Consider the following 19,882-nt stretch of genomic DNA (forward strand, 5'->3'; position numbering starts at 1 on the left):
GCGGGTGCATCGTGGCTGGTCGCGCAGTTGCCCGCGCCCCTTTCAGGCGCTCAGCCGAGCGCACGTCCCACTAGCCACACCACCGGGGCCGCCGCCGACAAGGGCAGCGCCACGCCCGCTGTGAAGTGGACGAAGCGGGAGGGGTAGTCGTAGCTGGCGACCCGGTGCCCGATCAGGGCGCAGACCGCTGCCGCCGCTCCCAGGGCGGCGCCCTTGGTGCCGAAGTCCGTCATGCCGCCCACCGCGATGCCCGCGCCCGCCGCGGCCAGCAGGGAGACGACGACCGAGGCGGGGGTGGGCAGGGGCAGGGCGCGCGCCAGGACGGCCACCGCCACGGCTGCCGCGCCCACCGACACCGCGTGCGGGTCGGCGGCCAGGTAGCCCGTCGCGAGGACCGCCAGGGCCGAGGAGGCGACCGTCGCCATCAGGCCGTACATCCGCTCGTCGGGCGAGGCGTGCGAGCGCAGCTGGAGGACCAGGGCCAGCAGGACCCAGATGCCGAGGGGGCCGAGGATCGCGGCCGGCGCGTGGTCGCGGCCCGCGGCCAGGACCGCCACGTCCGCGGTGAGCCCGCCCGCGAAGGCCAGCGCGATGCCCTGCCGGGCGGGCCACATGCCGTTCAGCCGGAACCAGCCCGCTGCCGTCACGGCCTGGAGCAGGACCAGCGGTACGACGAGGGCGTACGAGGCGATCGGGGCCGTCGCGGCGAGCAGCAGGCCCAGCACGGCGGTGAGCAGCGCCGGCTGCATGCCGGGCTCGATGATCGGGGAGCGGCCCTCCAGACGGGCCCGCTGGGCGTCGGTGACGCGCGAGTTCCCGGCGAGGGTGGCGGGTCCGAAGCCGGGCTCGCCCTCCGGTTCGGGACCGGGGGCGGGGGCGGGCTCCGGCTGCTGGTGCCGCTGGGGTTCGGGGGCCGGGGCCTGCGGGGCGTACGGCTCCTGCGGCGGCAGGTACGCCGGCTCCGCCGCCTGCACGTGTGCGTGCGTCTGCGTCTCCCAGGTCTGGCCCTGCCACTGCTGGGTGTGCTGCGGGTCGTACCCGGCCTGCGGGTACGGGTCGGCGTACTGGCCGTACTGCCCGTACGCGTCGTACCCGCCCTGGGGCTGCCCGGACCACGCCTGCGCCGCCTGCTGCTGTTGCTGCTGGTGGTTCTGCTGCTGTTGCTGTTGCTGCTGTCCGTACGGGTCGTACCCCTCGTACGGCCCGCCCTGATACGGCTGGTCGCTCATCGCCTCACCCTCCTGCGAACGGCGGGAGCACCTCGACCGTGCCGCCCTCGGCCAGCCGTACCGTCTCATGCGCGCGGGTCCCCACGGGGTCACCGTCGACGAGGAAGGAGCATCGCTGCAGGACGCGCGTGAGTTCACCGGGGTGTCGCTCACGCACCGCGGCGAGCGCGTCGGCGAGTGTGGCCGCGTCGTACGGCTCCTCGGCGACCTGGGCCGCGGCCTTGGCAGCGGCCCAGTAGCGGACCGTGACCTTGGGCATCTGGTTCCTCTATCAACGGCGGAAGAGTAGGGACGGACGCTGCCAGGCTAAGGCACCGGGGTGCAGGCCCAGTTCCCGATCCGGGCCAGCAGGGCCTCGTCCGCCGCGTGCTCGGCGTGGCCCATGCCGGGCTCCACCCAGAGTTGGCCGTGCTCGCCGGCGGCCTCGGCCAGCATCCTGGGGTGGTCGAGCGGGAAATAGCCGTCGCGGTCGCGGTGCACGACGAGGAGCGGGGTGGGGGCGATCCTCGGGACGGCCTGGACCGGGGAGAGCGGCACCGGGTCCCAGTCGCGGTGGTGGATGCGCGTGCGCAGTCCGTAGCGGCTGACCAGGCGGCCCTCGGGGCGGGTGACCAGCCAGTGCAGGCGGCGCATGGGCGCGGTGCCCCGGTAGTACCAGCGCGCGGGGGCGCTGACCGACACCACCGCGTCGACCGTGCCCGGCCGCAGGGCCGCGTGCCGCAGCACCACGGAGCCGCCCATGGAGAAGCCGACGGTCACCACGCGCGCGTGCCCGAAGCCGCGCGCCCACTCCACCGCGGCGGCCAGGTCCAGGACCTCCCTGTCGCCGACCGTGGACCGGCCGCCCGAGGCACCGTGGCCCCGGAAGGAGAAGGTGACGACGGCGCCGTAACGGGCGAGGACACCCGCCACCCTTCGTACGTGCGGCCGGTCCACGTCCCCGGTGAAGCCGTGGGCGATCACGAACACGAGGTCACGGGAGGGTGGACAGGAGGCGTCCGGCGCCGCTTCGTATACGACCGCGGTCGGGTTGTATACGGAATCGACCGGAACTCCGTCGGCCGTGCGCAGAAACGTCCGGATAGGGCCCTGTCTGCCTGTCTCGGTATTCGGACGAACGGTGGAACGTGCCGCATGACCTGCCGGACGGTTGCTCATGTGGGCTATTCTGCTGGGCAGAGGACTCGGGCAGCGTAGCCCCCGGGTCCTTTTGTGCTTTCGGAAGCGTTGTATACGAAGCGGGAAACCGCAGGTGTACGGGGCCACCGGGATCGCAGAGCAGTGCCGCACCGCACACGTCCTCGCAGGGACCGAGGAGGAACCAGACATATGAGTTCTCTGCTGCTCCTGACCAACGCCCTCCAGCCGTCGACGGAGGTGCTGCCCGCGCTCGGCCTGCTCCTGCACAACGTGCGGGTGGCCCCGGCCGAGGGACCCGCTCTCGTCGACACCCCCGGCGCCGACGTCATCCTCATCGACGGCCGCCGCGACCTGCCGCAGGTGCGCAGCCTGTGCCAGCTGCTGCGCTCCACCGGCCCCGGCTGTCCGCTCGTCCTCGTCGTCACCGAGGGCGGCCTGGCCGCCGTGACCGCCGACTGGGGCATCGACGACGTTCTGCTCGACACCGCGGGTCCGGCCGAGGTCGAGGCCCGCCTCCGACTCGCCATGGGCCGCCAGCAGATCGTCAACGACGACTCGCCGATGGAGATCCGCAACGGCGACCTCTCCGTGGACGAGGCGACCTACTCCGCCAAGCTCAAGGGCCGGGTCCTCGACCTGACCTTCAAGGAGTTCGAGCTGCTCAAATACCTCGCCCAGCACCCGGGCCGGGTCTTCACCCGCGCCCAGCTGCTGCAGGAGGTGTGGGGCTACGACTACTTCGGCGGCACCCGGACCGTGGACGTGCACGTACGGCGGCTGCGCGCCAAGCTCGGCCCCGAACACGAGTCGCTGATCGGAACCGTCCGGAACGTCGGTTATCGATTCGTTACGCCCGAGAAGGGCGACCGGTCCGGCGACGAGGCCAAGGCCAAGGCGGACCGGGCAAAGACGGAGGATGCGGACGCATCCGCCGCCCTGGACGGCTCCGAGCTCCACGCGGACGCCTAGCAGACGCATGACCACCGCTCCGGCGGGGCATTGCTTCCGCACAGCCGGGATGCGATACGCCCTGCCCAGAGCGGGTCAATCCGCGTAGACTCCGCGCGTGGCCAAGGTGACTCGGGATGATGTGGCACGGCTGGCTGGGACCTCCACCGCCGTCGTCAGTTATGTCATCAACAACGGACCCCGGCCGGTCGCCCCGGCCACGCGCGAGCGTGTCCTCGCGGCGATCAAGGAACTGGGGTACCGCCCCGACCGGGTCGCCCAGGCGATGGCGTCCCGGCGCACGGATCTCATAGGTCTGATCATCCCGGACGCCCGCCAGCCCTTCTTCGGCGAGATGGCGCACGCGGTCGAGCAGGCCGCCTCCGAGCGCGGGAAGATGGTGCTCGTCGGCAACACCGATTACATCGGCGAACGCGAGGTCCATTACCTGCGCGCGTTCCTCGGCATGCGGGTGTCCGGCCTGATCCTCGTCTCCCATGCCCTGAACGACCTCGCGGCCGCCGAGATCGAGGCCTGGGACGCCCGGGTGGTGCTGCTGCACGAGCGCCCCGAGGCCATCGACGACGTCGCCGTCGTCACCGACGACCTGGGCGGCGCCCAGCTCGCCGTACGCCACCTGCTGGAGCACGGCTACGAGTACGTCGCCTGTATGGGCGGTACGGCGGAGACGCCGGCCGTGGGCGACCCGGTCTCCGACCACGTCGACGGCTGGAAGCGGGCCATGGACGAGGCGGGCCTGACCACCGAGGGCCGGCTGTTCGAGGCGCCGTACAACCGCTACGACGCCTATCGCGTGGCCCTGGAGGTCCTGTCCGGCCCGAACCGGCCGCCCGCGGTCTTCTGCTCCACCGACGACCAGGCGATCGGCCTGCTGCGGGCCGCGCGCGAGCTGCGCATCGACGTGCCCGGTGAGCTGGCGGTGGCCGGGTTCGACGACATCAAGGAGGCGGCGCTCGCCGACCCGCCCCTGACGACCGTCGCCTCGGACCGCTCGGCGATGGCCCGGGCCGCGGTGGACCTCGTCCTGGACGACGGACTCAGGGTGGCGGGTTCGCGGCGCGAGCGCCTGAAGACGTTCCCGTCCCGGCTGGTGGTCCGCACGAGCTGCGGCTGCTGACCACAACCGCACGAGCTGGGGCCGAGCCGCCTTTATATCGGGCAAACGAGGTTCTGCCGGGCTTCTCAGGGAGCACTCAGGAAGCTCTCATGGTTGCGGGACATGCTCATTGTCATGACCGAGAGCCAGGGCTCATACACCCAGCAGCAGCACCTCTACTCCGCTCCCGTGAACCCCGAGTGGCCGCCCCCGCCGCCGTACCAGCCCGTGGCGGCCCCGGACCCCGAGCCGAGGAAGAAGCGCGCCCGCCGCCCGATCGGACTGCTCGCGGCGGTGGCGATCGTCGCGGCCGCGGTCGGCGGCGGCACGGCCTACGCCTTCCAGGAGCTGACCGGCAAGGACACGGTCGACTCCGCCGGTGCCACCACCAACGTGGTGCCCTCCAGCAAGAAGGGCGACGTCGCGGCGATCGCCTCCGCGGTCAGCCCGAGCGTGGTCGAGGTCCAGGCGACGCTCGGCAACGGCTCGTCCACCGGCTCCGGCGTCGTCATCACCGGCAACGGCGAGATCGTCACCAACAATCACGTCGTCTCCGGCGCCACCTCGATCAAGGTGCGCACCAGCAATGGCAAGAGCTACACCGCCGAGATCGTCGGCACCGACAGCTCCAAGGACCTCGCGCTGATCAAGCTGAAGGGCGCCTCCGGCCTCAAGGCCGCCTCGCTCGGCAACTCGTCGGGCGTCCAGGTCGGTGACACGGTCGTGGCGATCGGCTCCCCCGAGGGCCTGACCGGCACCGTCACCAGCGGCATCGTCTCCGCGCTCGACCGTGACGTGACCGTCTCCACGGACGAGAGCCAAGGCCAGGGCCAGGGCGGCGACGGGCAGTGGCCGTTCCAGTTCGGCGGCCGCGAGTTCAACGGCGACACCGGCTCGTCCACGACGACCTACAAGGCGATCCAGACGGACGCCTCGCTCAACCCCGGCAACTCCGGCGGCGCGCTCATCGACGCGAACGGCAACATCATCGGCATCAACTCCGCGATGTACTCGTCGAGTTCACAGGCCTCGTCCTCCTCGGACGCGGGCAGCATCGGCCTCGGCTTCGCGATCCCGATCAACACCGTCAAGTCCGACCTGGCCAAGCTGCGGGCGGGCTCCACCAGCTGACACCCCCGTGCGGGGTGCAGGGGAGCAGAGGGAGAACGTCATGATCAAGCAGGCTTTCCACGCGATCGCCGGCATCGGGCCGGCCGACCTGACCCTGGCACTCTCGGTCGCGTACGAACTGCACGCGCCGACCTCGGCCCCGCGCTCCCCGGAGGTCCCCCCGGTCCCCCAGCTGATGGGCCTGCGCACCTCCGCCGACCGCCCGCACCGCCGCAAGGTGCCGCTGCACCGCCTCACGGCGATCCGCGAGCTGACCGCGCTGGAGGGCTGAGCCGCCCGGCGCGCATGCCGGGCGGCCCGGAAACATGCGACGCTGAGAGACACTCCGACCACCCGACCCACCACCCCCACCCCCCACCGCACCCCGAGGAATCTCGAGCGATGAGCCCCGCCGAAGGCGACCGTGACACCCAGCGCATCCTGATCGTCGACGACGAGCCCGCCGTCCGCGAGGCGCTCCAGCGCAGCCTCGCCTTCGAGGGGTACGACACGCAGGTCGCCGTCGACGGCGCGGACGCGCTGGACAAGGCCACGGCCTACCAGCCCGACCTGGTCGTCCTGGACATCCAGATGCCGAGGATGGACGGGCTGACGGCGGCGCGCCGTATCCGGGGCGCGGGTGACACCACACCGATCCTGATGCTGACGGCCCGCGACACGGTGGGCGACCGCGTGACGGGGCTGGACGCGGGCGCCGACGACTACCTCGTCAAGCCCTTCGAACTGGACGAACTCTTCGCCCGCATCCGCGCGCTGCTGCGCCGCAGCTCCTACGCGGTGGCCGTCTCCCCCGAGGCCCAGGAGGACGAGGCGCTGACCTTCGGCGACCTGCGCATGGACCTGGCGACGCGCGAGGTCACCCGGGGCGGCCGCCAGGTCGAACTGACCCGCACGGAGTTCACCCTCCTCGAGATGTTCATGGCCCACCCGCGCCAGGTCCTCACCCGCGAGCAGATCCTCAAGGCGGTGTGGGGCTTCGACTTCGAGCCGTCGTCCAACTCCCTGGACGTCTACGTCATGTACCTGCGCCGCAAGACGGAGGCCGGCGGCGAGCCGCGCCTCGTGCACACGGTCAGGGGCGTGGGGTACGTGCTCCGACAGGGCGGCGCGGAGTGAACAAGCTGGTACGCCGGTACCGGGCCCTGCCGATCCGCGCGCGACTGGCGGTGCTGGTGGCGGCGGCGGTGGCGTTCGCGGTGGCGGCGGTATCGGTGACGTGCTGGTTCATCGTGCAACAGAAGCTGTACGACCAGGTCGACGACCGTCTTTCGGGTTTCGCCGGGCGGATGCTGTCCGCCGACGACGTCACCGCGCTGGTGGCGGCGTGTCCCCAGACGGCCGACGACTCGGACGGCCGTCCCTCCTTCCTCTACCTCCAGGTGGTGACGGCCGACGGAAAGACCTGCGTCGTGCCGAACTCCGAGGGCGTGGTGAAGGTGACGACCACGGACCGGAACGCGACGAAGAACCCCGCCCTTCGCAAGCACATCTTCCACAACAGCACCGACAGCAAGGGCAACGACGTCCGGGTGATGATCACGGCCGTCCCGGTGGCGATGGGCCCTGAGATCGAGCCCTACCCGGGCATCGCGGTCATGTCCGCCGTCTCCCTCGCGGACACCCAGAAGACCCTCAACGACCTCGCCCTCATCCTGCTCCTCGTCTCCGGCGTCGGAGTGATCGGAGCGGGCGCCGCGGGTCTCGCCGTGGCCCGCGCGGGTCTGCGCCCCGTCGACAAGCTCACCGAGGCGGTGGAACACGTGGCCCGGACCGAGGACCTCGCCATCCGCATCCCCGTGGAGGACGACAGCGAGGACGAAGTCGCCCGGCTCTCCCGGTCCTTCAACTCGATGACCGCCTCCCTCGCCAGCTCCCGCGACCTCCAGCAGCAGCTGATCGCCGACGCCGGCCACGAACTGCGCACCCCCCTCACCTCCCTGCGCACCAACATCGAACTGCTCACCCGGAGCGAGGAGACGGGCCGCCCGCTCCCCCCGGAGGACCGCAAGGCACTCCTCGCCTCCGTGAAGGCGCAGATGACGGAGCTGGCCGCGCTGATCGGCGACCTGCAGGAACTGTCCCGCTCGGAGGGCCAGCGCGGCGAACGCGTCCAGGTGGTCTCCTTCCAGGACACCGTCGAAGCCGCCCTGGGCCGCGCCCGCCTGCGCGGCCCGGAGCTGACGATCACCGCCGACCTGAAGCCCTGGTTCGTCCGGGCGGAGCCCTCCGCGCTGGAGCGGGCCATCGTCAACATCCTCGACAACGCGGTGAAGTTCAGCCCCGACGGCGGCACGATCGAGGCGCAGCTGAGCGAGGGCGTACTGACGGTACGGGACCACGGCCCCGGCATCGCGGAGGACGAACTCCCGCACGTCTTCGACCGCTTCTGGCGCTCCCCCAGCGCCCGCGCCCTCCCCGGCTCGGGCCTCGGCCTCTCCATCGTCGCCCGCACGGTCCAGCAGGCGGGCGGCCAGGTCACCCTGGCACGGGCGGAGGGTGGCGGCACGGTGGCGACCGTACGCCTGCCGGGCGCACCGACCCGGCCGCCGGAAGCGGCCTAGCGGCAACCTTCCCGTGCCTCGCGGCGACTCCAGGTCACCCCACACGACCAACGGGACTGGAGTCGCCCATGAGCACCCGCACCCCCCGCCACCGCCGGCGCCGCAGGACCCTCGCCCTCGGGCTGCCGCTCGCGCTGACCGCCGCCGGGGCCGTGACGTACGGCCTGTTCGGTGCCGGCACGCAGCCGCAGGCCTCCGCCGCCACCGCCGTACCCGCATGGGCCACCGCCACGGCCGACGGGTTCGCCTCCGTCGACGCCCTCGGGCAGAAGGGGACATACGGAGGGCGCGGCGGCCGGATCGTCACGGTGAAGACCCTCGCCGATCTCGAGAAGTACGCGACGGCCGCCGATCCGTACATCATCGTCGTCGCCGCCGCCATCGACATGGACCCCGTCGGCAAGGAGATCAAGGTTCGGTCGGACAAGACCATCATCGGCTCCGGTACCACCGGGCAGATCGTCGGCGGCGGCTTCTTCCTCGGGCCGGGCGTGCACAACGTGATCATCCGGAACCTGACCATCCGGGACGCGTACCAGGGCGAGTGGAACGACAAGGAGCACGACTTCGACGGGATCCAGATGGACGGCGCGCACCACGTCTGGATCGACCACAACGACATCCGGCACATGGCCGACGGGCTCATCGACAGCCGTAAGGACACCACCTACCTGACCGTGTCGTGGAACAAGCTCAGCCAGGAGAACAAGGCCTTCGGCATCGGCTGGACCGACCACGTCACCGCGGACCTCACGATCCACCACAACTGGATCCGCGAGACCGAGCAGCGCAACCCGTCCACGGACAACGTGGCCCACGCGCACCTCTACAACAACTTCCTGGAGGACGTGGCGGGGACGGACATCACGTCCTCGTACGGCAACTACTCCCGCGGGAAGACCAACATGCTGCTGGAGAACTCCTACTTCCAGGGCATGAACAACCCGGTGATCAGGGACGGCACGGCCACGCTCGTCCAGCGCGGCAACGTGTTCTCCGGGACGAGCGGACGCAACGAGAGCGGGGGCACGGGCGCGTCCTGGAACCCGAAGAGCTTCTACGGCTACACCCTCGACAAGGCCGCCGATGTCCCGGCTCTCGTCACGTCCGGTGCCGGGCCACGCAGTTCACTCGGCACGGCCGACAGCACCAAGGCCGCCGTCACCACCCTGACCGTCGCCCAGGACGGTTCCGGGCAGTACCGGACCGTGCAGGCCGCTGTGGACGCCGTACCCGCGAACAACCCCTCCCGGGTCGTCATCGCCGTGAAGCCGGGCACGTACCGGGAGACCGTGAAGGTGCCGGCCGGCAAGCCGCACGTCACCATCCAGGGAGCGGGCGGCAGCCGTAGGGACACGGTGATCGTCTACAACAACGCGGCGGGGACCACCAAGCCCGACGGCTCCGGGACCTACGGCACCCCGGGCAGCGCCACGGTCTCGGTGCAGGCCGACGACTCACAGCTGCGCAACCTGACCGTCACCAACGACTTCGACGAGGCCAAGCACCAGGACATCGCGGGCCAGGCGGTCGCGCTGCTGACGTCGGCCGACAAGGTCGTGCTCGACTCGGTCATCGTCAACGGCGACCAGGACACCCTGGAGATGGAGACCGCCGCCAAGGACAAGCCCGGCCGCGTCTACGTCGCCAACTCCTACATCACCGGCAACGTCGACTTCGTCTTCGGCCGGGCCACCGCCGTCATCGACAGATCGGTCATCACGCTGAAGAAGCGCTGGAACGGCACCTCCGCCGGCTATGTCACGGCCCCTTCGACCCCCTCGGGCCGCAAGGGCATCCTGATCAACCGGTCCACGGTGAACGGTGACGTCTCCGCCGCCTCCTTCTTCCTCGGCCGCAACTGGCACCCCGGCGGCGACACGACCGTCGACCCGCAGACCACGGTCCGCAACAGCACCCTGAACGCGGCGATCAGGTCCATCCCCTGGTCGGACATGGGCGGCTTCTCCTGGAAGGACGACCGGTTCGCCGAGTACAGGAACAGCGGGGCGGGAGCGGGCAGCGGGAGCGCCGACCGGCCGCAGCTGACCGACGCCCAGGCCGCGCAGCAGGAGGTCGCGGACTGGCTCGGGGACTGGACCCCCACGGGTTCCTGACCACCCGAAGGCCAACCCAACGGCTGTCTCTGGGACGTCCCTTGGACGCGGGACGGTTACCGGGACGCGGAGCGGCGGTGGAGATTGAGCTGGCTCGGTAACCGAGCCAGCTCGATCTCCCTCTGAAGACAACGGAGTTCCGCATGCCTTCCCTGCCCCGCCGTCTCGGTACGACCGGCGCCGTCATGGCCCTCGCCGCCTCCGGCCTGCTGTTCGGCGTCGCGTCGCCCGCCTCGGCCGCGACCCGCTGCTACGGGTCCACCTGCGACGGCCTCAATCCAGCCAACACGATCTGCGCGAACGACGCGAGAACGATCGACACGACCTGGAGCGGCATCGAGCTGCGCTACAGCCCCACCTGCCGTGCCGCCTGGGGGCGACGGGCCGGCGGGCTCAACGGCGGTGTGGACTCGCTCTGGGTCGAGAACGAGAACGGCCAGGCGTACTCCGTGGACGTCCCGAGCAACGCGTCGGGGAACTACTTCACCGCGATGGTGAATGACAAGGACATCTGGGCCCGGGCCTGCGACAGCGTCGGAGTCGACGGCGGCTACAACTGCACGGCCAAGTACTGACGGCCCCCGGAAGGACCCACCCCGCCATGCGCACCCTTCCCCGGCGGCTCGCCCCGCTCGGCGCCTCGCTGCTGCTCGCCGCGTCCGGACTGGTCCTCGGCGCCGCCTCGCCCTCGTCCGCGGCCACCTGGTGCCAGACGGACCTGTGCGACGGCCTGGACCCCGCCACCACCGTCTGCCAGAACGACGCGGAGACCGTGCACACCACGTACACCGGCGTCGAACTGCGCTACAGCCCGTACTGCCGTACCGCCTGGGCCCGGGTGAAGAACCCCGTGCCCTTCTACAAGTACGAGGTCATGAACAACCGGTACTTCGGCTACTCCTTCATCCCCACCGGCACATACAGCCAGTGGACGGCCATGATCCAGGACGCCGATCTCCAGTCCCACGCCTGCCAGTACGACGACCACGGCAACAACAAGATCTGCACGGACTGGTTCTGAACCTTCCCATGGAGCTGAACATGCGTTTCCGACACAAGGCCGGCACTGCGGCCGCCTCCCTCACCGTCGCCCTCACCTCGATGGCCGGCCTCGCCGTCTCCGCGCCGACGGCGCAGGCGTACGACTGGCAGCACTACCCGATCGACGCCAACTCGCGTCTGCGGAACGGCCCTTCCACCTCCAGCGGGTCGCGCGGGATCACCACCCAGACGCTGGATTTCTGGATCTACTGCTACTCCCGCGGCACCTACGTGGACGACGGGCACTACCACACGGACGTCTGGTACAAGGGCAACGTCCATGACCCCGGCACCAGCACCCAGTACTACGACGTCTACTCGTGGGGCGGCAACGTCAACACCCCCTCCGACCCGCCCGCCGGACTGGAGCCCTGCTGATGCCGACGCCCACACCCCGCCGCCGTACGGTCCTCACCGGGGCGCTCGCGATCGGTGCCGGCACCCTGATGGCGTCGGGGCTCGGCGCCGGGACCGCGCGGGCCGCGAGCGGTCCGACCATCGCCGGGACCGAAACGTGGGGCGCCCGGCCGCCGTCGAAGGCACTCAACGTCATCGGGAGCGCCCCGGACAAGGTCATCGTCCACCACACCGCGACCGACAACGTCACCGACTACTCCCAGGCCCACGCCTACGCGCTGGCCCGCGCGATGCAGACGTACCAGATGGACAGCGAGGGCTGGATCGACACCGGGCAGCACTTCACGATCAGCCGGGGCGGCTACATCGCGGAAGGCCGTCACAGCAGTCTGTCCACGCTGCAGTCGGGCACGCAGCATGTGGAGTCGGCGCACTGCACCGGGCAGAACACGGTGGCGATCGGCATCGAGAACGAGGGCACGTACAGCACGGTCGATCCGCTCGGCACGCAGTACGCGGCTCTGGTGGACCTGATCACGTACATCTGCCGGCAGTACGGCCTGCGCGCCTACCAGGTCTACGGGCACCGGGACTTCAACAACACCGAGTGCCCGGGCGACCGCCTCTATGCGCTCATCCCGCAGATCCGCAAGGACGTCGCCGCCCGCATCGGCGGTGATCCGACCGCCCCGGTCTGGCCGATGCTCTCCGTCGGTGCAACCGGCGAGAGGGTGCGGACGCTGCAGTATCTGCTGGTCCAGCGCGGGCAGTCGCTCACCGTCGACGGCTCCTACGGTCCGGCCACGCAGGCCGCGGTCACCGCCTTCCAGAACACCTCGCACGCCGCCGCCGACGGCATCGCGGGCAACCAGACGTGGAACCAGGCGGTGGCGCCGCTCGCGAACGGCGCCTCGGGCAGCGCCGTGAAGGCGGTGCAGAGCCAGCTCACCGCCCACTCCATCGCCACCACGGTGGACGGCGCCTTCGGGCCCAACACCGCCGCCGGGGTGCGATCCTTCCAGTCCTCGGCAGGCCTGCCCGCCGACGGCGTCGTGGACGCGCGGACCTGGAGCCGCCTGGTGGCATGAGACGCGCATGAGACGCGCGTGAGACACGTCGTCCGTACGACGACATGAGGGTGCCCCCGCAGAACCTGCTCTGCGGGGGCACCCTCGTCCGCGCGCGGCCTGCTTACGCCACGCCGTCCTGCCACCACCAGAAGCCGGAACCGTAGCCGGAGTGCTCGACCCGGCTGTCCACGTGCTGCCAGGACACGGTGTACGTCTCCAGGCCCGAGAAGCCGCACGTCTCGGCGATCCGGTACACCTGCAGCGTGGAGTGGCCGGAGACGGCGAGGTCGGCCGCCACACCGTAGACGTGCATCGAGTTGGACGCACCGCCGACCGAGGCGTTGTACGCGACGCTGCGGAAGCCGGAATTGATGGTGACCGCGCTGCCGCCGGCCTTCTTGCGCAGCGCCTCCAGCTTGTACATGGTCCGCCGTACGTTCTCCTTCACCTCGCTCGCGCCGACCTTGCCGCCGCCGAAGCCGGAGCCGTCGTGGCTGGTGAACTCCGAGAAGTCGAAGTGCGCGGTCGAACCGTCGGACTTCTCCAGGCTGTTGAGCACGGAGAACGTCTGCGGCCCGGCGATGCCGTCCGCCGACAGCCCGTACGCCGACTGGAAGCGCCGCAGCGCCGCGTCCGTACTCGGACCGAACGAGCCGTCGACGGCCACGTAGGTCTGCGACGCGGAGTCCGCGGCCCAGCCCGCAACGCGGATCTGGAGTTCGGCGACGTCGCCGCCGGAGGAACCCTGCGAGAGGGTGCGGCCCCAGCCGTAGGCGGAGGCAGGGCCGGCCAGGCCGAGGTCCGCGACGACGGCGAGTCCGGCCGCGGCGGCGACGGCGCCGGTGCCGAGGCGGAGGAAACCGCGGCGGTCGAGGGAGGAATGGGTCACGTCACGCTCCTGAACGAGTGGCGGGAAACGTCCACCAGCGTGGTCGGCGGGGCGTCGTCCCACCAGGGTTCACGGGATCCCAGAGACGTCTGGGACATCCCGTGACGCACATCACCGTCTGGGCGGCGTCGGGGTGTCGGTGGGCGCCCGCAAAATGCTCATGACCAGGAGAAAACCAGGGGGACTTGTGAGCGTGGGGGACAAGGGCGACAGCGGTTCGTCCGTCGGTGCCAGAGAACGGCTGCTCGCGGAGCTGCGCCGGATGAAGGACGCTTCCGGACTCAGCTACGGGCGCCTCGCGAGCCGTACGCACTACAGCCGCTCGTCGTGGGAGCGGTTCCTGAACGGCAAGCAACTGCCCACCCGTGTCGCGGTGGAGCAGCTGGCGGCCGCCGTGGGCGAGGAACCCGCCCCGCTCCTCGCCCTCTGGGACGCCCTCGACACGATGTCCCGCGAGCTGGCCGAGACACCGCGGGACACGCTCCCGGCCATGGACGACAACCGGGAGGCTGTCGCCCCCAAGGAAAACCGGGGCCACCGGCTGCACCGGCTCCTGCCCCTCTGTTACGTCGTCTCCGGCGCCCTCCTCGGGGCCCTCGGCACCGTCCTGCTCACGGACAACGGCCACGCTGCCACGACCACGCCCCGGTCGAACCCGGCCCGCGGGATCGCCGCCCCCGTCGCGGCCGCCTCCCCCGACCCCGAACCCGACTGCCGGGGCGACAGCTGCCTCGAGGGCGAACCCCAGGCCAAGAACTGCCAGTGGGATGCCGTCACCGCACGCGAGACCTGGCTGCGCGGTCTGCAGATCCAGCTGCGCTACAGCGCCCGCTGCAAAGCCGTCTGGGGCCGCATAGAAAACGGCACCGTCGGCGACGCCGTCTCCATCACCGACCGCTGGGGCCGCACCGAGGACGCCACCATCCGGGTCGGCACCGACACCTACACCCGCATGCTCTCCACCGCCGGCGCCCCCGCCTCCACCATCACGATCTGCGGAAAGATCCCCCGCCAGCACGACACGGAATGCACCCCGACCGACAAGCCGCCGGCGCCCTGACAGGACCGCCCTTCCCGAGACCGTGGGTCACACCCTCAGGAGCACTGCCCGACGATCGGCTACCACCTGAGGACCATGGTCTCGTCGGTGGCCGGCGGCGCGTCGGCCACGGCGTCCGGCAGCGGCTCGGCGAGCGCCGCGTAGGCACCTCCCTTCGCGACCAGTTCCTCATGGGTGCCCGTCTCCACCAGCCGCCCACGGTCGACGACGAGGATCCTGTCCGCGTCGGGCGCGAGGCTCAGGTCGTGGGTGATCATGATCGTCGTACGGCCCGCCATCAGCCGGCGCAGGGGCTGTACGACCTGCCGGGCGGCGACCGCGTCCAGGCCCGCCGTGGGCTCGTCCAGGACGAGGACCGGGGCACGGCGGAGCATCGCGCGGGCGATCGCGATGCGCTGGAGCTGACCGCCGGAGAGGGCGGCCGTGCCGGGGGCGAGGGGGGTGTCGTAGCCCTCGGGGAGGGTGGTGATGAAGTCGTGCGCCGCCGCCTCCCGGGCCGCCTGCTCGATCTCGGTGTCGGTGGCGCCGGGGCGGCCGCAGCCGATGTTCTCGCGGATGGTGCCGTTGAGGATCAGCGTCTGCTGCGGCAGCAGGGCGATCTGCTCACGCAGGAAGTGCAGGGGTACGTCGGTGAGCGGGACGCCGTCGAGGGTGACGACGCCGGCCGAGGGGTCGTAGAAGCGCGTCAGGAGCTTGGCGAGGGTGGACTTGCCGGCGCCGCTCGCGCCGGTGACCAGGACCAGCTCGCCCGGTCCCGCGGTGAGGCTCACGTCCCGCAGGCCGGCGCGGCGGGACTCCGGGTAACGGAAGGAGACGCCGTGGAAGCCGACCCGGCCGCGCACCGACCACGGGGCGAGCGGTTCGGCGGGGTCCGCGACGGCGGGCTCGGCGTCGAGGATCTCCCCGATGCGCCGCGCCCCCGCGGTGGCCGCGGTGAGCGTGAGCCCGAGCACGCCGAGGCTGCGGATCGGCGGATACAGATACCCGAGGAAGGCGGCGAAGGCGAGCAGCTGACCGAGGCTCATCCGGTGGGCCGAGATCTCCCACACCCCGAGGCCGATCACCGCGAGCACACACAGCGTCTCGACGACCTCGACGAACTGCTCGTACCGCTCGCTCAGCCGGGCCCCGCGCACACTGGCCCGCATCCAGGCGCGGGCCTCGCGGTCGAGCCGCCGCTCCTCGTCCCGCTGCCGGTTGTAGGCCTGGGTGAGCACGACGTTGCCCAGTGCCTCCTCCACCACCGAGGTGATCGCGCCGTCGGCGGCCCGCTCGTCCCGGGACGCCTCCTGGATGCGCCCGGAGAAGCGGCGGGCGGCGAAGAGGAACAGGGGCGCGAGGACGAAGGTGGCCAGCGCCAGGTCCCAGCGCAGCCAGAGGGCCGCGGTCGCGTAGAAGACGGCGGAGAAGCCCGCCGAGACCGCGCCCACCACACCGGACACCACCATCTGCTCGATGGCCTCGACGTCCCCGGTGAGCCGCTCGACCAGGTCTCCCTGCCGGTGCTTCTGGAAGAAGTGCGGGGGCAGGTCCTGCACATGCCGGAACACGCCGGCCCGCAGCCGCAGGACGAATCTCTCCGCGGTCCAGGTGGCCAGCGAGTTGCCGAGATAGCCGACCAGCGCGGCCAGCGCGGCCACCCCGAGACAGGCGCCGGCCGGGCCCCAGAAGGCAGCCAGGGAACCGGCCTTCAAGGCGTGGTCGGTCAACTGGGCGAACAGCAGGATCGCCGCGGTCTCCGCGAGCGCGGCGACCACCACGCAGGCCACGATCACGGCCAGCCATCCGCGGTCGCCGCGGGTCAGCGGCCAGAACCGGCGGAACGCCTCGCGGGCTTCCCTCACCATCGACCCTTTCCTTTCCACAGCTGTGGATATGGCCGAGGCGGGGGCACCGGTACGAGCACGCACCCGGTGACCCCGCCTCGCGGCGATCTGCCTCAGCCCTTGTTCCCGACCGGCCGGCGCTTCGGCGCGGGCGCGGGCTTCTTCGGAGCCGCCTTCTTCGGGGCCGAGGCGGGCTTGCAGTGCTTCTTGACCGGGACGATCTTGTGAAGGCTCATTGGATTTCCCTTTCCGAGTCGTTCGCTTTCGACATGGAAAACATTACGGGAGCCGGGAGCCAGAAAAGGCCAATTCTGCTGAGACTTAAATGAAATGACCCTGAGATCAATTCTCAGGGTCATTCCGGAACTACAGTGGTATTCACACAGGTTTTACTGCACGGAATTCACAGCACGGCTTTTACTGCACGACCGTGATCCGGTTCGCCACCGGCGGTGCGAGCGGGGAGGCGGCGGAGGAGTTCGCCGTCAGGTACTTCTCCAGGGCGCCCAGGTCGTCGCTGCCCACCAGGTCGTTCGTGCCCTGGCCCAGGGTCGGGAAGCCGTCGCCGCCGCCCGCCAGGAAGCTGTTGGTGGCGACGCGGTAGGTGGCCGTCGGGTCGACGGGGGCGCCGTTCAGGCGGATGGAGTCGGTGACCACGCGGTCCGCGCCGGACTTGGTGAGGTCCAGGGTGTACGTGAGACCGGCCGAGGGCTGCAGGATCTTCGGGGCCGCCGCGTTGACCCCGCTCACCTGCTCCTTGAGCACCTGGATCAGCTGCGCGCCGGTGAAGTCCTGGAGGTTCACGGTGTTGGCGAAGGGCTGGACCGTGAAGCCCTCGGCGTAGGTGACGACCCCGTCGCCCTCCGCCCCCTTGGCCGCGTACGTCAGGCCCGCCCGCACGCCGCCCGGGTTCATCAGGGCGAGGCTGGTCTTCGGGTCCAGCTCCCGGCCGTGGGCGAGCTGCGCGTCTGCGATCAGGTCGCCCATCGGGGACTCGGTGCCGGTGTTGTTGACGTCGGCGGAGATGTAGCCGATGGCACGGTTGCCGATGGGGGCCGCCAGGGTGTTCCAGCGGGAGATCAGGTCCGTCATGTCCGCGGCCTTCGGGACGTCCCGGGTGACCACGCGGTTCGCGGACTTCACGGCCGTACGCGCGATGTCGCCGGTGTAGCGGTCGTACGTCAGCGTGGTGTCCGTGTAGAGGCGACCGAAGGACGCCGCCGAGGTGACCATGCGGGGCCGGCCCGACGGGTCGGGGATCGTGCAGACGTAGGCGGCGTGGGTGTGGCCGGTGACGAGGGCGTCGACGGCGGGCGTCACGTTCTTCGCGATGTCCGTGATCGGGCCCGAGATGCCGTTGCCCGCGCCCGGTGAGTCGCAGTCGTAGTTGTACGCGCCGGACGCCGGGAAGCCGCCCTCGTGGATCAGGGCCACGATCGACTGGACCCCCTGGCGCTGCAGCACCTTGGCGTACTTGTTGATCGTCTCGACCTCGTCCTTGAAGGTCAGACCCTTGACACCGTCGGCGGAGACGATGCCGGGCGTGCCCTCCAGGGTGACGCCGATGAAGCCGATCTTGACGTCCTTCTTCTTCCAGACCCAGTACGGCTTCAGGATCGGCTTGCCGGACTTCTCGTTCAGGACGTTCGCGGCCAGGTACGGGAAGTTCGCGCCCTTGAACCTCTTGTCCGTGTAGCAGCCGTCCGTCGGGTGGCAGCCGCCGTTCTGCAGGCGGCCCAGCTCCTTCGCGCCCTCGTCGAACTCGTGGTTGCCGACCGAGGTGACGTCCAGCTTCAGCTTGTTGAGCGCCTCGATGGTGGGCTCGTCGTGGAAGAGGCCGGACAGCAGCGGGGAGGCGCCGACCATGTCGCCGCCGGCCGCGGTGACCGAGTACGGGTGGCCCTCGCGGGCCTGGCGGAGGTGGGTGGCGAGGTACTCGACACCGCCCGCGTCGATCGTCTTCGTCGTGCCGTCGGGCTGGAGTTCGGTGACCCGGCCGGAGGAACCGGACGGGGGTTCGAGGTTGCCGTGCAGGTCGTTGAAGGAGAGGAGCTGGACGTCCTGGTAACGGCTCGGGCGCCCGTGCCCGCTCTGGTCGGCGTGTGCCTGCGCGGGAAGCGCGGCGGCCAGGGCGGCGGCGGTGGCGAGCGCGGCGGCCGTGCCGAGGAACGCGTAGGTACGACGTCTGGTGCGCCGGGGCGCGGCTGTCATGGGACCCCCCTGTGGGTCGACTGTGGTTAGTGGCCCGTTCGCCGCGCAGCCTAGGGTCAACGCGCGTAGCGCGACAGGTGGTTCCCGGTTACATCCTGGTTTCCCTTTGCCTATTCCTTTACCTGCTGCGCTGTCGGCACTTCACCCCGGCCGCCCCGTACCCTCGTACGCATGAGCAGCGACGACGCCCTGCGGCCCTATACCTCCCGTGCCATCGAGACCCGCTCCGAACTCGACCCGGACCAGGCCGAGGCCGTGCTCGGGCTGCTCGCCGAGGCCGCCCATGTCGACGGGCAGCAGTCCGTGTCGGAGCAGGGGCGGCTCCAGCTGCGCGGGGGTGCCCGCCCCGGCGTGTCGCATCTGCTGCTGACCGTCGGGGACGAACTCGTCGGCTACGCCCAGCTGGAGGACACCGACCCGGTGGAGGCGCCGGCCGCCGAACTGGTCGTCCACCCCGCGCACCGCGGGCACGGGCACGGGCGGGCGCTGGGCTCGGCGCTGCTCGCCGCGTCCGGCAAGCGGCTACGGGTGTGGGCGCACGGCGGGCACTCCGCGGCGCGGCACCTCGCGCAGGTCCTGGGGCTCACGCTCTTCCGCGAACTGCGCCAGATGCGGCGGTCGTTGACCGACCTGGAGCTGCCCGACCCGACGCTGCCGGAGGGCGTGACCGTGCGCACCTTCGAGCCCGGCAAGGACGACACGGCCTGGCTCGCCGTCAACGCGGCCGCCTTCGCGCACCACCCCGAACAGGGCTCGCTGACCCAGCGCGACCTGGACGACCGCAAGGCCGAACCGTGGTTCGACCCGGCCGGGTTCTTCCTGGCCGAGCGGGACGGCGAGCTGGTCGGCTTCCACTGGACCAAGGTGCATGCCGAGGAGGGGCTCGGCGAGGTGTACGTGCTCGGGGTCCGGCCCGGCCGGCAGGGCGGCGGCCTCGGCAAGGCCCTGACCACGATCGGCCTGCGCCACCTGGCCGGGCAGGGACTGCCGACCGCGATGCTGTACGTCGACGCGGACAACAAGGCGGCGGTGGCGGTCTACGAGCGGCTGGGGTTCGTGACGCACGAGACCGATCTGATGTACCGCACCGAAACGTGACGTAGGCCCACAGAGCTCCACCCGGGGGGCGGCCGCCTTGACGGTCGCCCCTCTCTTGCACCACGCTTTCACTACTCAATTAGTGAA

20 protein-coding genes are annotated in these 19,882 nt (G+C 70.9%); 13 read left to right on the forward strand and 7 right to left on the reverse strand.

All coding sequences use genetic code 11. The features are described 5' to 3' along the window. Nucleotides 1–50: 50 nt before the first annotated feature. The 3 genes from ABZ471_RS23645 to ABZ471_RS23655 are packed head-to-tail and all read right to left on the reverse strand — an operon-like array spanning nucleotide 51 to nucleotide 2,387. On the reverse strand, nucleotides 51–1,229 hold the full coding sequence (locus ABZ471_RS23645; RefSeq protein WP_359068776.1) for a hypothetical protein: 1,179 nt from the start codon (nucleotides 1,227–1,229) through the stop codon (nucleotides 51–53). Between the two features lie 4 nt (nucleotides 1,230–1,233). After that, nucleotides 1,234–1,488, reverse strand: a complete 255-nt coding sequence (locus tag ABZ471_RS23650; RefSeq protein ID WP_359068777.1) for a MoaD/ThiS family protein — start codon at nucleotides 1,486–1,488, stop codon at nucleotides 1,234–1,236. 47 nt (nucleotides 1,489–1,535) lie between these two features. Further along, nucleotides 1,536–2,387: an alpha/beta fold hydrolase gene (locus ABZ471_RS23655; RefSeq protein ID WP_359068778.1), complete on the reverse strand. Its 852-nt coding sequence runs from the start codon at nucleotides 2,385–2,387 to the stop codon at nucleotides 1,536–1,538. 171 nt (nucleotides 2,388–2,558) lie between these two features. On the opposite strand from ABZ471_RS23655, the gene ABZ471_RS23660 reads away from it, so the two are divergent. From ABZ471_RS23660 to ABZ471_RS23710, 11 genes are all read left to right on the forward strand, one after another. Further along, nucleotides 2,559–3,338 carry a response regulator transcription factor gene (locus tag ABZ471_RS23660; RefSeq protein ID WP_359068779.1) on the forward strand — a complete coding sequence of 260 codons (780 nt, stop codon included), beginning with the start codon at nucleotides 2,559–2,561 and terminating at the stop codon, nucleotides 3,336–3,338. A gap of 97 nt (nucleotides 3,339–3,435) precedes the next feature. Further along, nucleotides 3,436–4,455: a LacI family DNA-binding transcriptional regulator gene (locus ABZ471_RS23665; protein ID WP_359068780.1), complete on the forward strand. Its 1,020-nt coding sequence runs from the start codon at nucleotides 3,436–3,438 to the stop codon at nucleotides 4,453–4,455. Between the two features lie 114 nt (nucleotides 4,456–4,569). Then, complete coding sequence (locus ABZ471_RS23670) at nucleotides 4,570–5,565, forward strand: trypsin-like peptidase domain-containing protein (RefSeq protein ID WP_359068781.1); 996 nt, start codon at nucleotides 4,570–4,572, stop codon at nucleotides 5,563–5,565. A gap of 40 nt (nucleotides 5,566–5,605) precedes the next feature. Then, nucleotides 5,606–5,836, forward strand: coding sequence for a hypothetical protein (locus tag ABZ471_RS23675; protein WP_359068782.1), 231 nt, complete (start codon nucleotides 5,606–5,608; stop codon nucleotides 5,834–5,836). A gap of 110 nt (nucleotides 5,837–5,946) precedes the next feature. Beyond that, a complete protein-coding gene (locus ABZ471_RS23680; RefSeq protein WP_359068783.1) occupies nucleotides 5,947–6,681 on the forward strand; it encodes a response regulator transcription factor in 735 nt (244 codons plus the stop codon). Beyond that, nucleotides 6,678–8,126, forward strand: coding sequence for a HAMP domain-containing sensor histidine kinase (locus ABZ471_RS23685; protein WP_359068784.1), 1,449 nt, complete (start codon nucleotides 6,678–6,680; stop codon nucleotides 8,124–8,126). The genes ABZ471_RS23680 and ABZ471_RS23685 overlap by 4 nt, the downstream gene beginning before the upstream one ends. Nucleotides 8,127–8,194: 68 nt before the next feature. Further along, complete coding sequence (locus ABZ471_RS23690; protein ID WP_359068785.1) at nucleotides 8,195–10,243, forward strand: pectinesterase family protein; 2,049 nt, start codon at nucleotides 8,195–8,197, stop codon at nucleotides 10,241–10,243. 143 nt (nucleotides 10,244–10,386) lie between these two features. Next, nucleotides 10,387–10,818 (forward strand): DUF2690 domain-containing protein, encoded by a 432-nt coding sequence (locus ABZ471_RS23695; RefSeq protein ID WP_359068786.1) that lies wholly within the window; start codon nucleotides 10,387–10,389, stop codon nucleotides 10,816–10,818. Nucleotides 10,819–10,844: 26 nt separating this feature from the next. Beyond that, on the forward strand, nucleotides 10,845–11,264 hold the full coding sequence (locus ABZ471_RS23700) for a DUF2690 domain-containing protein (RefSeq protein ID WP_359068787.1): 420 nt from the start codon (nucleotides 10,845–10,847) through the stop codon (nucleotides 11,262–11,264). Nucleotides 11,265–11,284: 20 nt separating this feature from the next. Next, nucleotides 11,285–11,662: a hypothetical protein gene (locus ABZ471_RS23705; RefSeq protein ID WP_359068788.1), complete on the forward strand. Its 378-nt coding sequence runs from the start codon at nucleotides 11,285–11,287 to the stop codon at nucleotides 11,660–11,662. Beyond that, nucleotides 11,662–12,729, forward strand: coding sequence for an N-acetylmuramoyl-L-alanine amidase (locus tag ABZ471_RS23710; RefSeq protein ID WP_359068789.1), 1,068 nt, complete (start codon nucleotides 11,662–11,664; stop codon nucleotides 12,727–12,729). The genes ABZ471_RS23705 and ABZ471_RS23710 overlap by 1 nt, the downstream gene beginning before the upstream one ends. A 103-nt stretch (nucleotides 12,730–12,832) precedes the next feature. On the opposite strand, the gene ABZ471_RS23715 is transcribed toward ABZ471_RS23710, so the two are convergent. Further along, nucleotides 12,833–13,600: a D-Ala-D-Ala carboxypeptidase family metallohydrolase gene (locus ABZ471_RS23715; protein ID WP_359068790.1), complete on the reverse strand. Its 768-nt coding sequence runs from the start codon at nucleotides 13,598–13,600 to the stop codon at nucleotides 12,833–12,835. A gap of 187 nt (nucleotides 13,601–13,787) precedes the next feature. On the opposite strand from ABZ471_RS23715, the gene ABZ471_RS23720 reads away from it, so the two are divergent. Then, nucleotides 13,788–14,660, forward strand: a complete 873-nt coding sequence (locus tag ABZ471_RS23720; protein ID WP_359068791.1) for a helix-turn-helix domain-containing protein — start codon at nucleotides 13,788–13,790, stop codon at nucleotides 14,658–14,660. Between the two features lie 59 nt (nucleotides 14,661–14,719). Here the strand turns inward: ABZ471_RS23720 and ABZ471_RS23725 are convergent, their stop codons facing one another. The 3 genes from ABZ471_RS23725 to ABZ471_RS23735 form a co-directional block, all read right to left on the reverse strand. After that, entirely contained in the window at nucleotides 14,720–16,507 is a 1,788-nt protein-coding gene (locus ABZ471_RS23725; protein ID WP_359068792.1) for an ABC transporter ATP-binding protein, read from the reverse strand. A 92-nt stretch (nucleotides 16,508–16,599) separates the two neighbouring features. Next, complete coding sequence (locus ABZ471_RS23730) at nucleotides 16,600–16,722, reverse strand: hypothetical protein (RefSeq protein WP_359068793.1); 123 nt, start codon at nucleotides 16,720–16,722, stop codon at nucleotides 16,600–16,602. Nucleotides 16,723–16,903: 181 nt separating this feature from the next. Further along, complete coding sequence (locus tag ABZ471_RS23735) at nucleotides 16,904–18,697, reverse strand: bifunctional metallophosphatase/5'-nucleotidase (protein ID WP_359068794.1); 1,794 nt, start codon at nucleotides 18,695–18,697, stop codon at nucleotides 16,904–16,906. Nucleotides 18,698–18,868: 171 nt separating this feature from the next. On the opposite strand from ABZ471_RS23735, the gene mshD reads away from it, so the two are divergent. Continuing rightward, on the forward strand, nucleotides 18,869–19,795 hold the full coding sequence (mshD, locus tag ABZ471_RS23740) for a mycothiol synthase (protein ID WP_359068795.1): 927 nt from the start codon (nucleotides 18,869–18,871) through the stop codon (nucleotides 19,793–19,795). The last annotated feature ends 87 nt before the right edge of the window (nucleotides 19,796–19,882 follow it).

Source organism: Streptomyces sp. NPDC005728, from assembly GCF_040630895.1.
Lineage (GTDB): Bacteria > Actinomycetota > Actinomycetes > Streptomycetales > Streptomycetaceae > Streptomyces.

Excerpts from the sequence above, each read along its gene's own strand:
- ABZ471_RS23645 (WP_359068776.1), bottom strand. The coding sequence starts at position 1,229 with ATGAGCGACCAGCCGTATCAGGGCGGGCCGTACGAGGGGTACGACCCG.
- ABZ471_RS23650 (WP_359068777.1), bottom strand. The coding sequence starts at position 1,488 with ATGCCCAAGGTCACGGTCCGCTACTGGGCCGCTGCCAAGGCCGCGGCC.
- ABZ471_RS23655 (WP_359068778.1), bottom strand. The coding sequence starts at position 2,387 with ATGAGCAACCGTCCGGCAGGTCATGCGGCACGTTCCACCGTTCGTCCG.
- ABZ471_RS23660 (WP_359068779.1), top strand. The coding sequence starts at position 2,559 with ATGAGTTCTCTGCTGCTCCTGACCAACGCCCTCCAGCCGTCGACGGAG.
- ABZ471_RS23670 (WP_359068781.1), top strand. The coding sequence starts at position 4,570 with ATGACCGAGAGCCAGGGCTCATACACCCAGCAGCAGCACCTCTACTCC.
- ABZ471_RS23675 (WP_359068782.1), top strand. The coding sequence starts at position 5,606 with ATGATCAAGCAGGCTTTCCACGCGATCGCCGGCATCGGGCCGGCCGAC.
- ABZ471_RS23680 (WP_359068783.1), top strand. The coding sequence starts at position 5,947 with ATGAGCCCCGCCGAAGGCGACCGTGACACCCAGCGCATCCTGATCGTC.
- ABZ471_RS23690 (WP_359068785.1), top strand. The coding sequence starts at position 8,195 with ATGAGCACCCGCACCCCCCGCCACCGCCGGCGCCGCAGGACCCTCGCC.
- ABZ471_RS23695 (WP_359068786.1), top strand. The coding sequence starts at position 10,387 with ATGCCTTCCCTGCCCCGCCGTCTCGGTACGACCGGCGCCGTCATGGCC.
- ABZ471_RS23700 (WP_359068787.1), top strand. The coding sequence starts at position 10,845 with ATGCGCACCCTTCCCCGGCGGCTCGCCCCGCTCGGCGCCTCGCTGCTG.
- ABZ471_RS23705 (WP_359068788.1), top strand. The coding sequence starts at position 11,285 with ATGCGTTTCCGACACAAGGCCGGCACTGCGGCCGCCTCCCTCACCGTC.
- ABZ471_RS23710 (WP_359068789.1), top strand. The coding sequence starts at position 11,662 with ATGCCGACGCCCACACCCCGCCGCCGTACGGTCCTCACCGGGGCGCTC.
- ABZ471_RS23725 (WP_359068792.1), bottom strand. The coding sequence starts at position 16,507 with ATGGTGAGGGAAGCCCGCGAGGCGTTCCGCCGGTTCTGGCCGCTGACC.
- ABZ471_RS23730 (WP_359068793.1), bottom strand. The coding sequence starts at position 16,722 with ATGAGCCTTCACAAGATCGTCCCGGTCAAGAAGCACTGCAAGCCCGCC.
- ABZ471_RS23735 (WP_359068794.1), bottom strand. The coding sequence starts at position 18,697 with ATGACAGCCGCGCCCCGGCGCACCAGACGTCGTACCTACGCGTTCCTC.
- mshD (WP_359068795.1), top strand. The coding sequence starts at position 18,869 with ATGAGCAGCGACGACGCCCTGCGGCCCTATACCTCCCGTGCCATCGAG.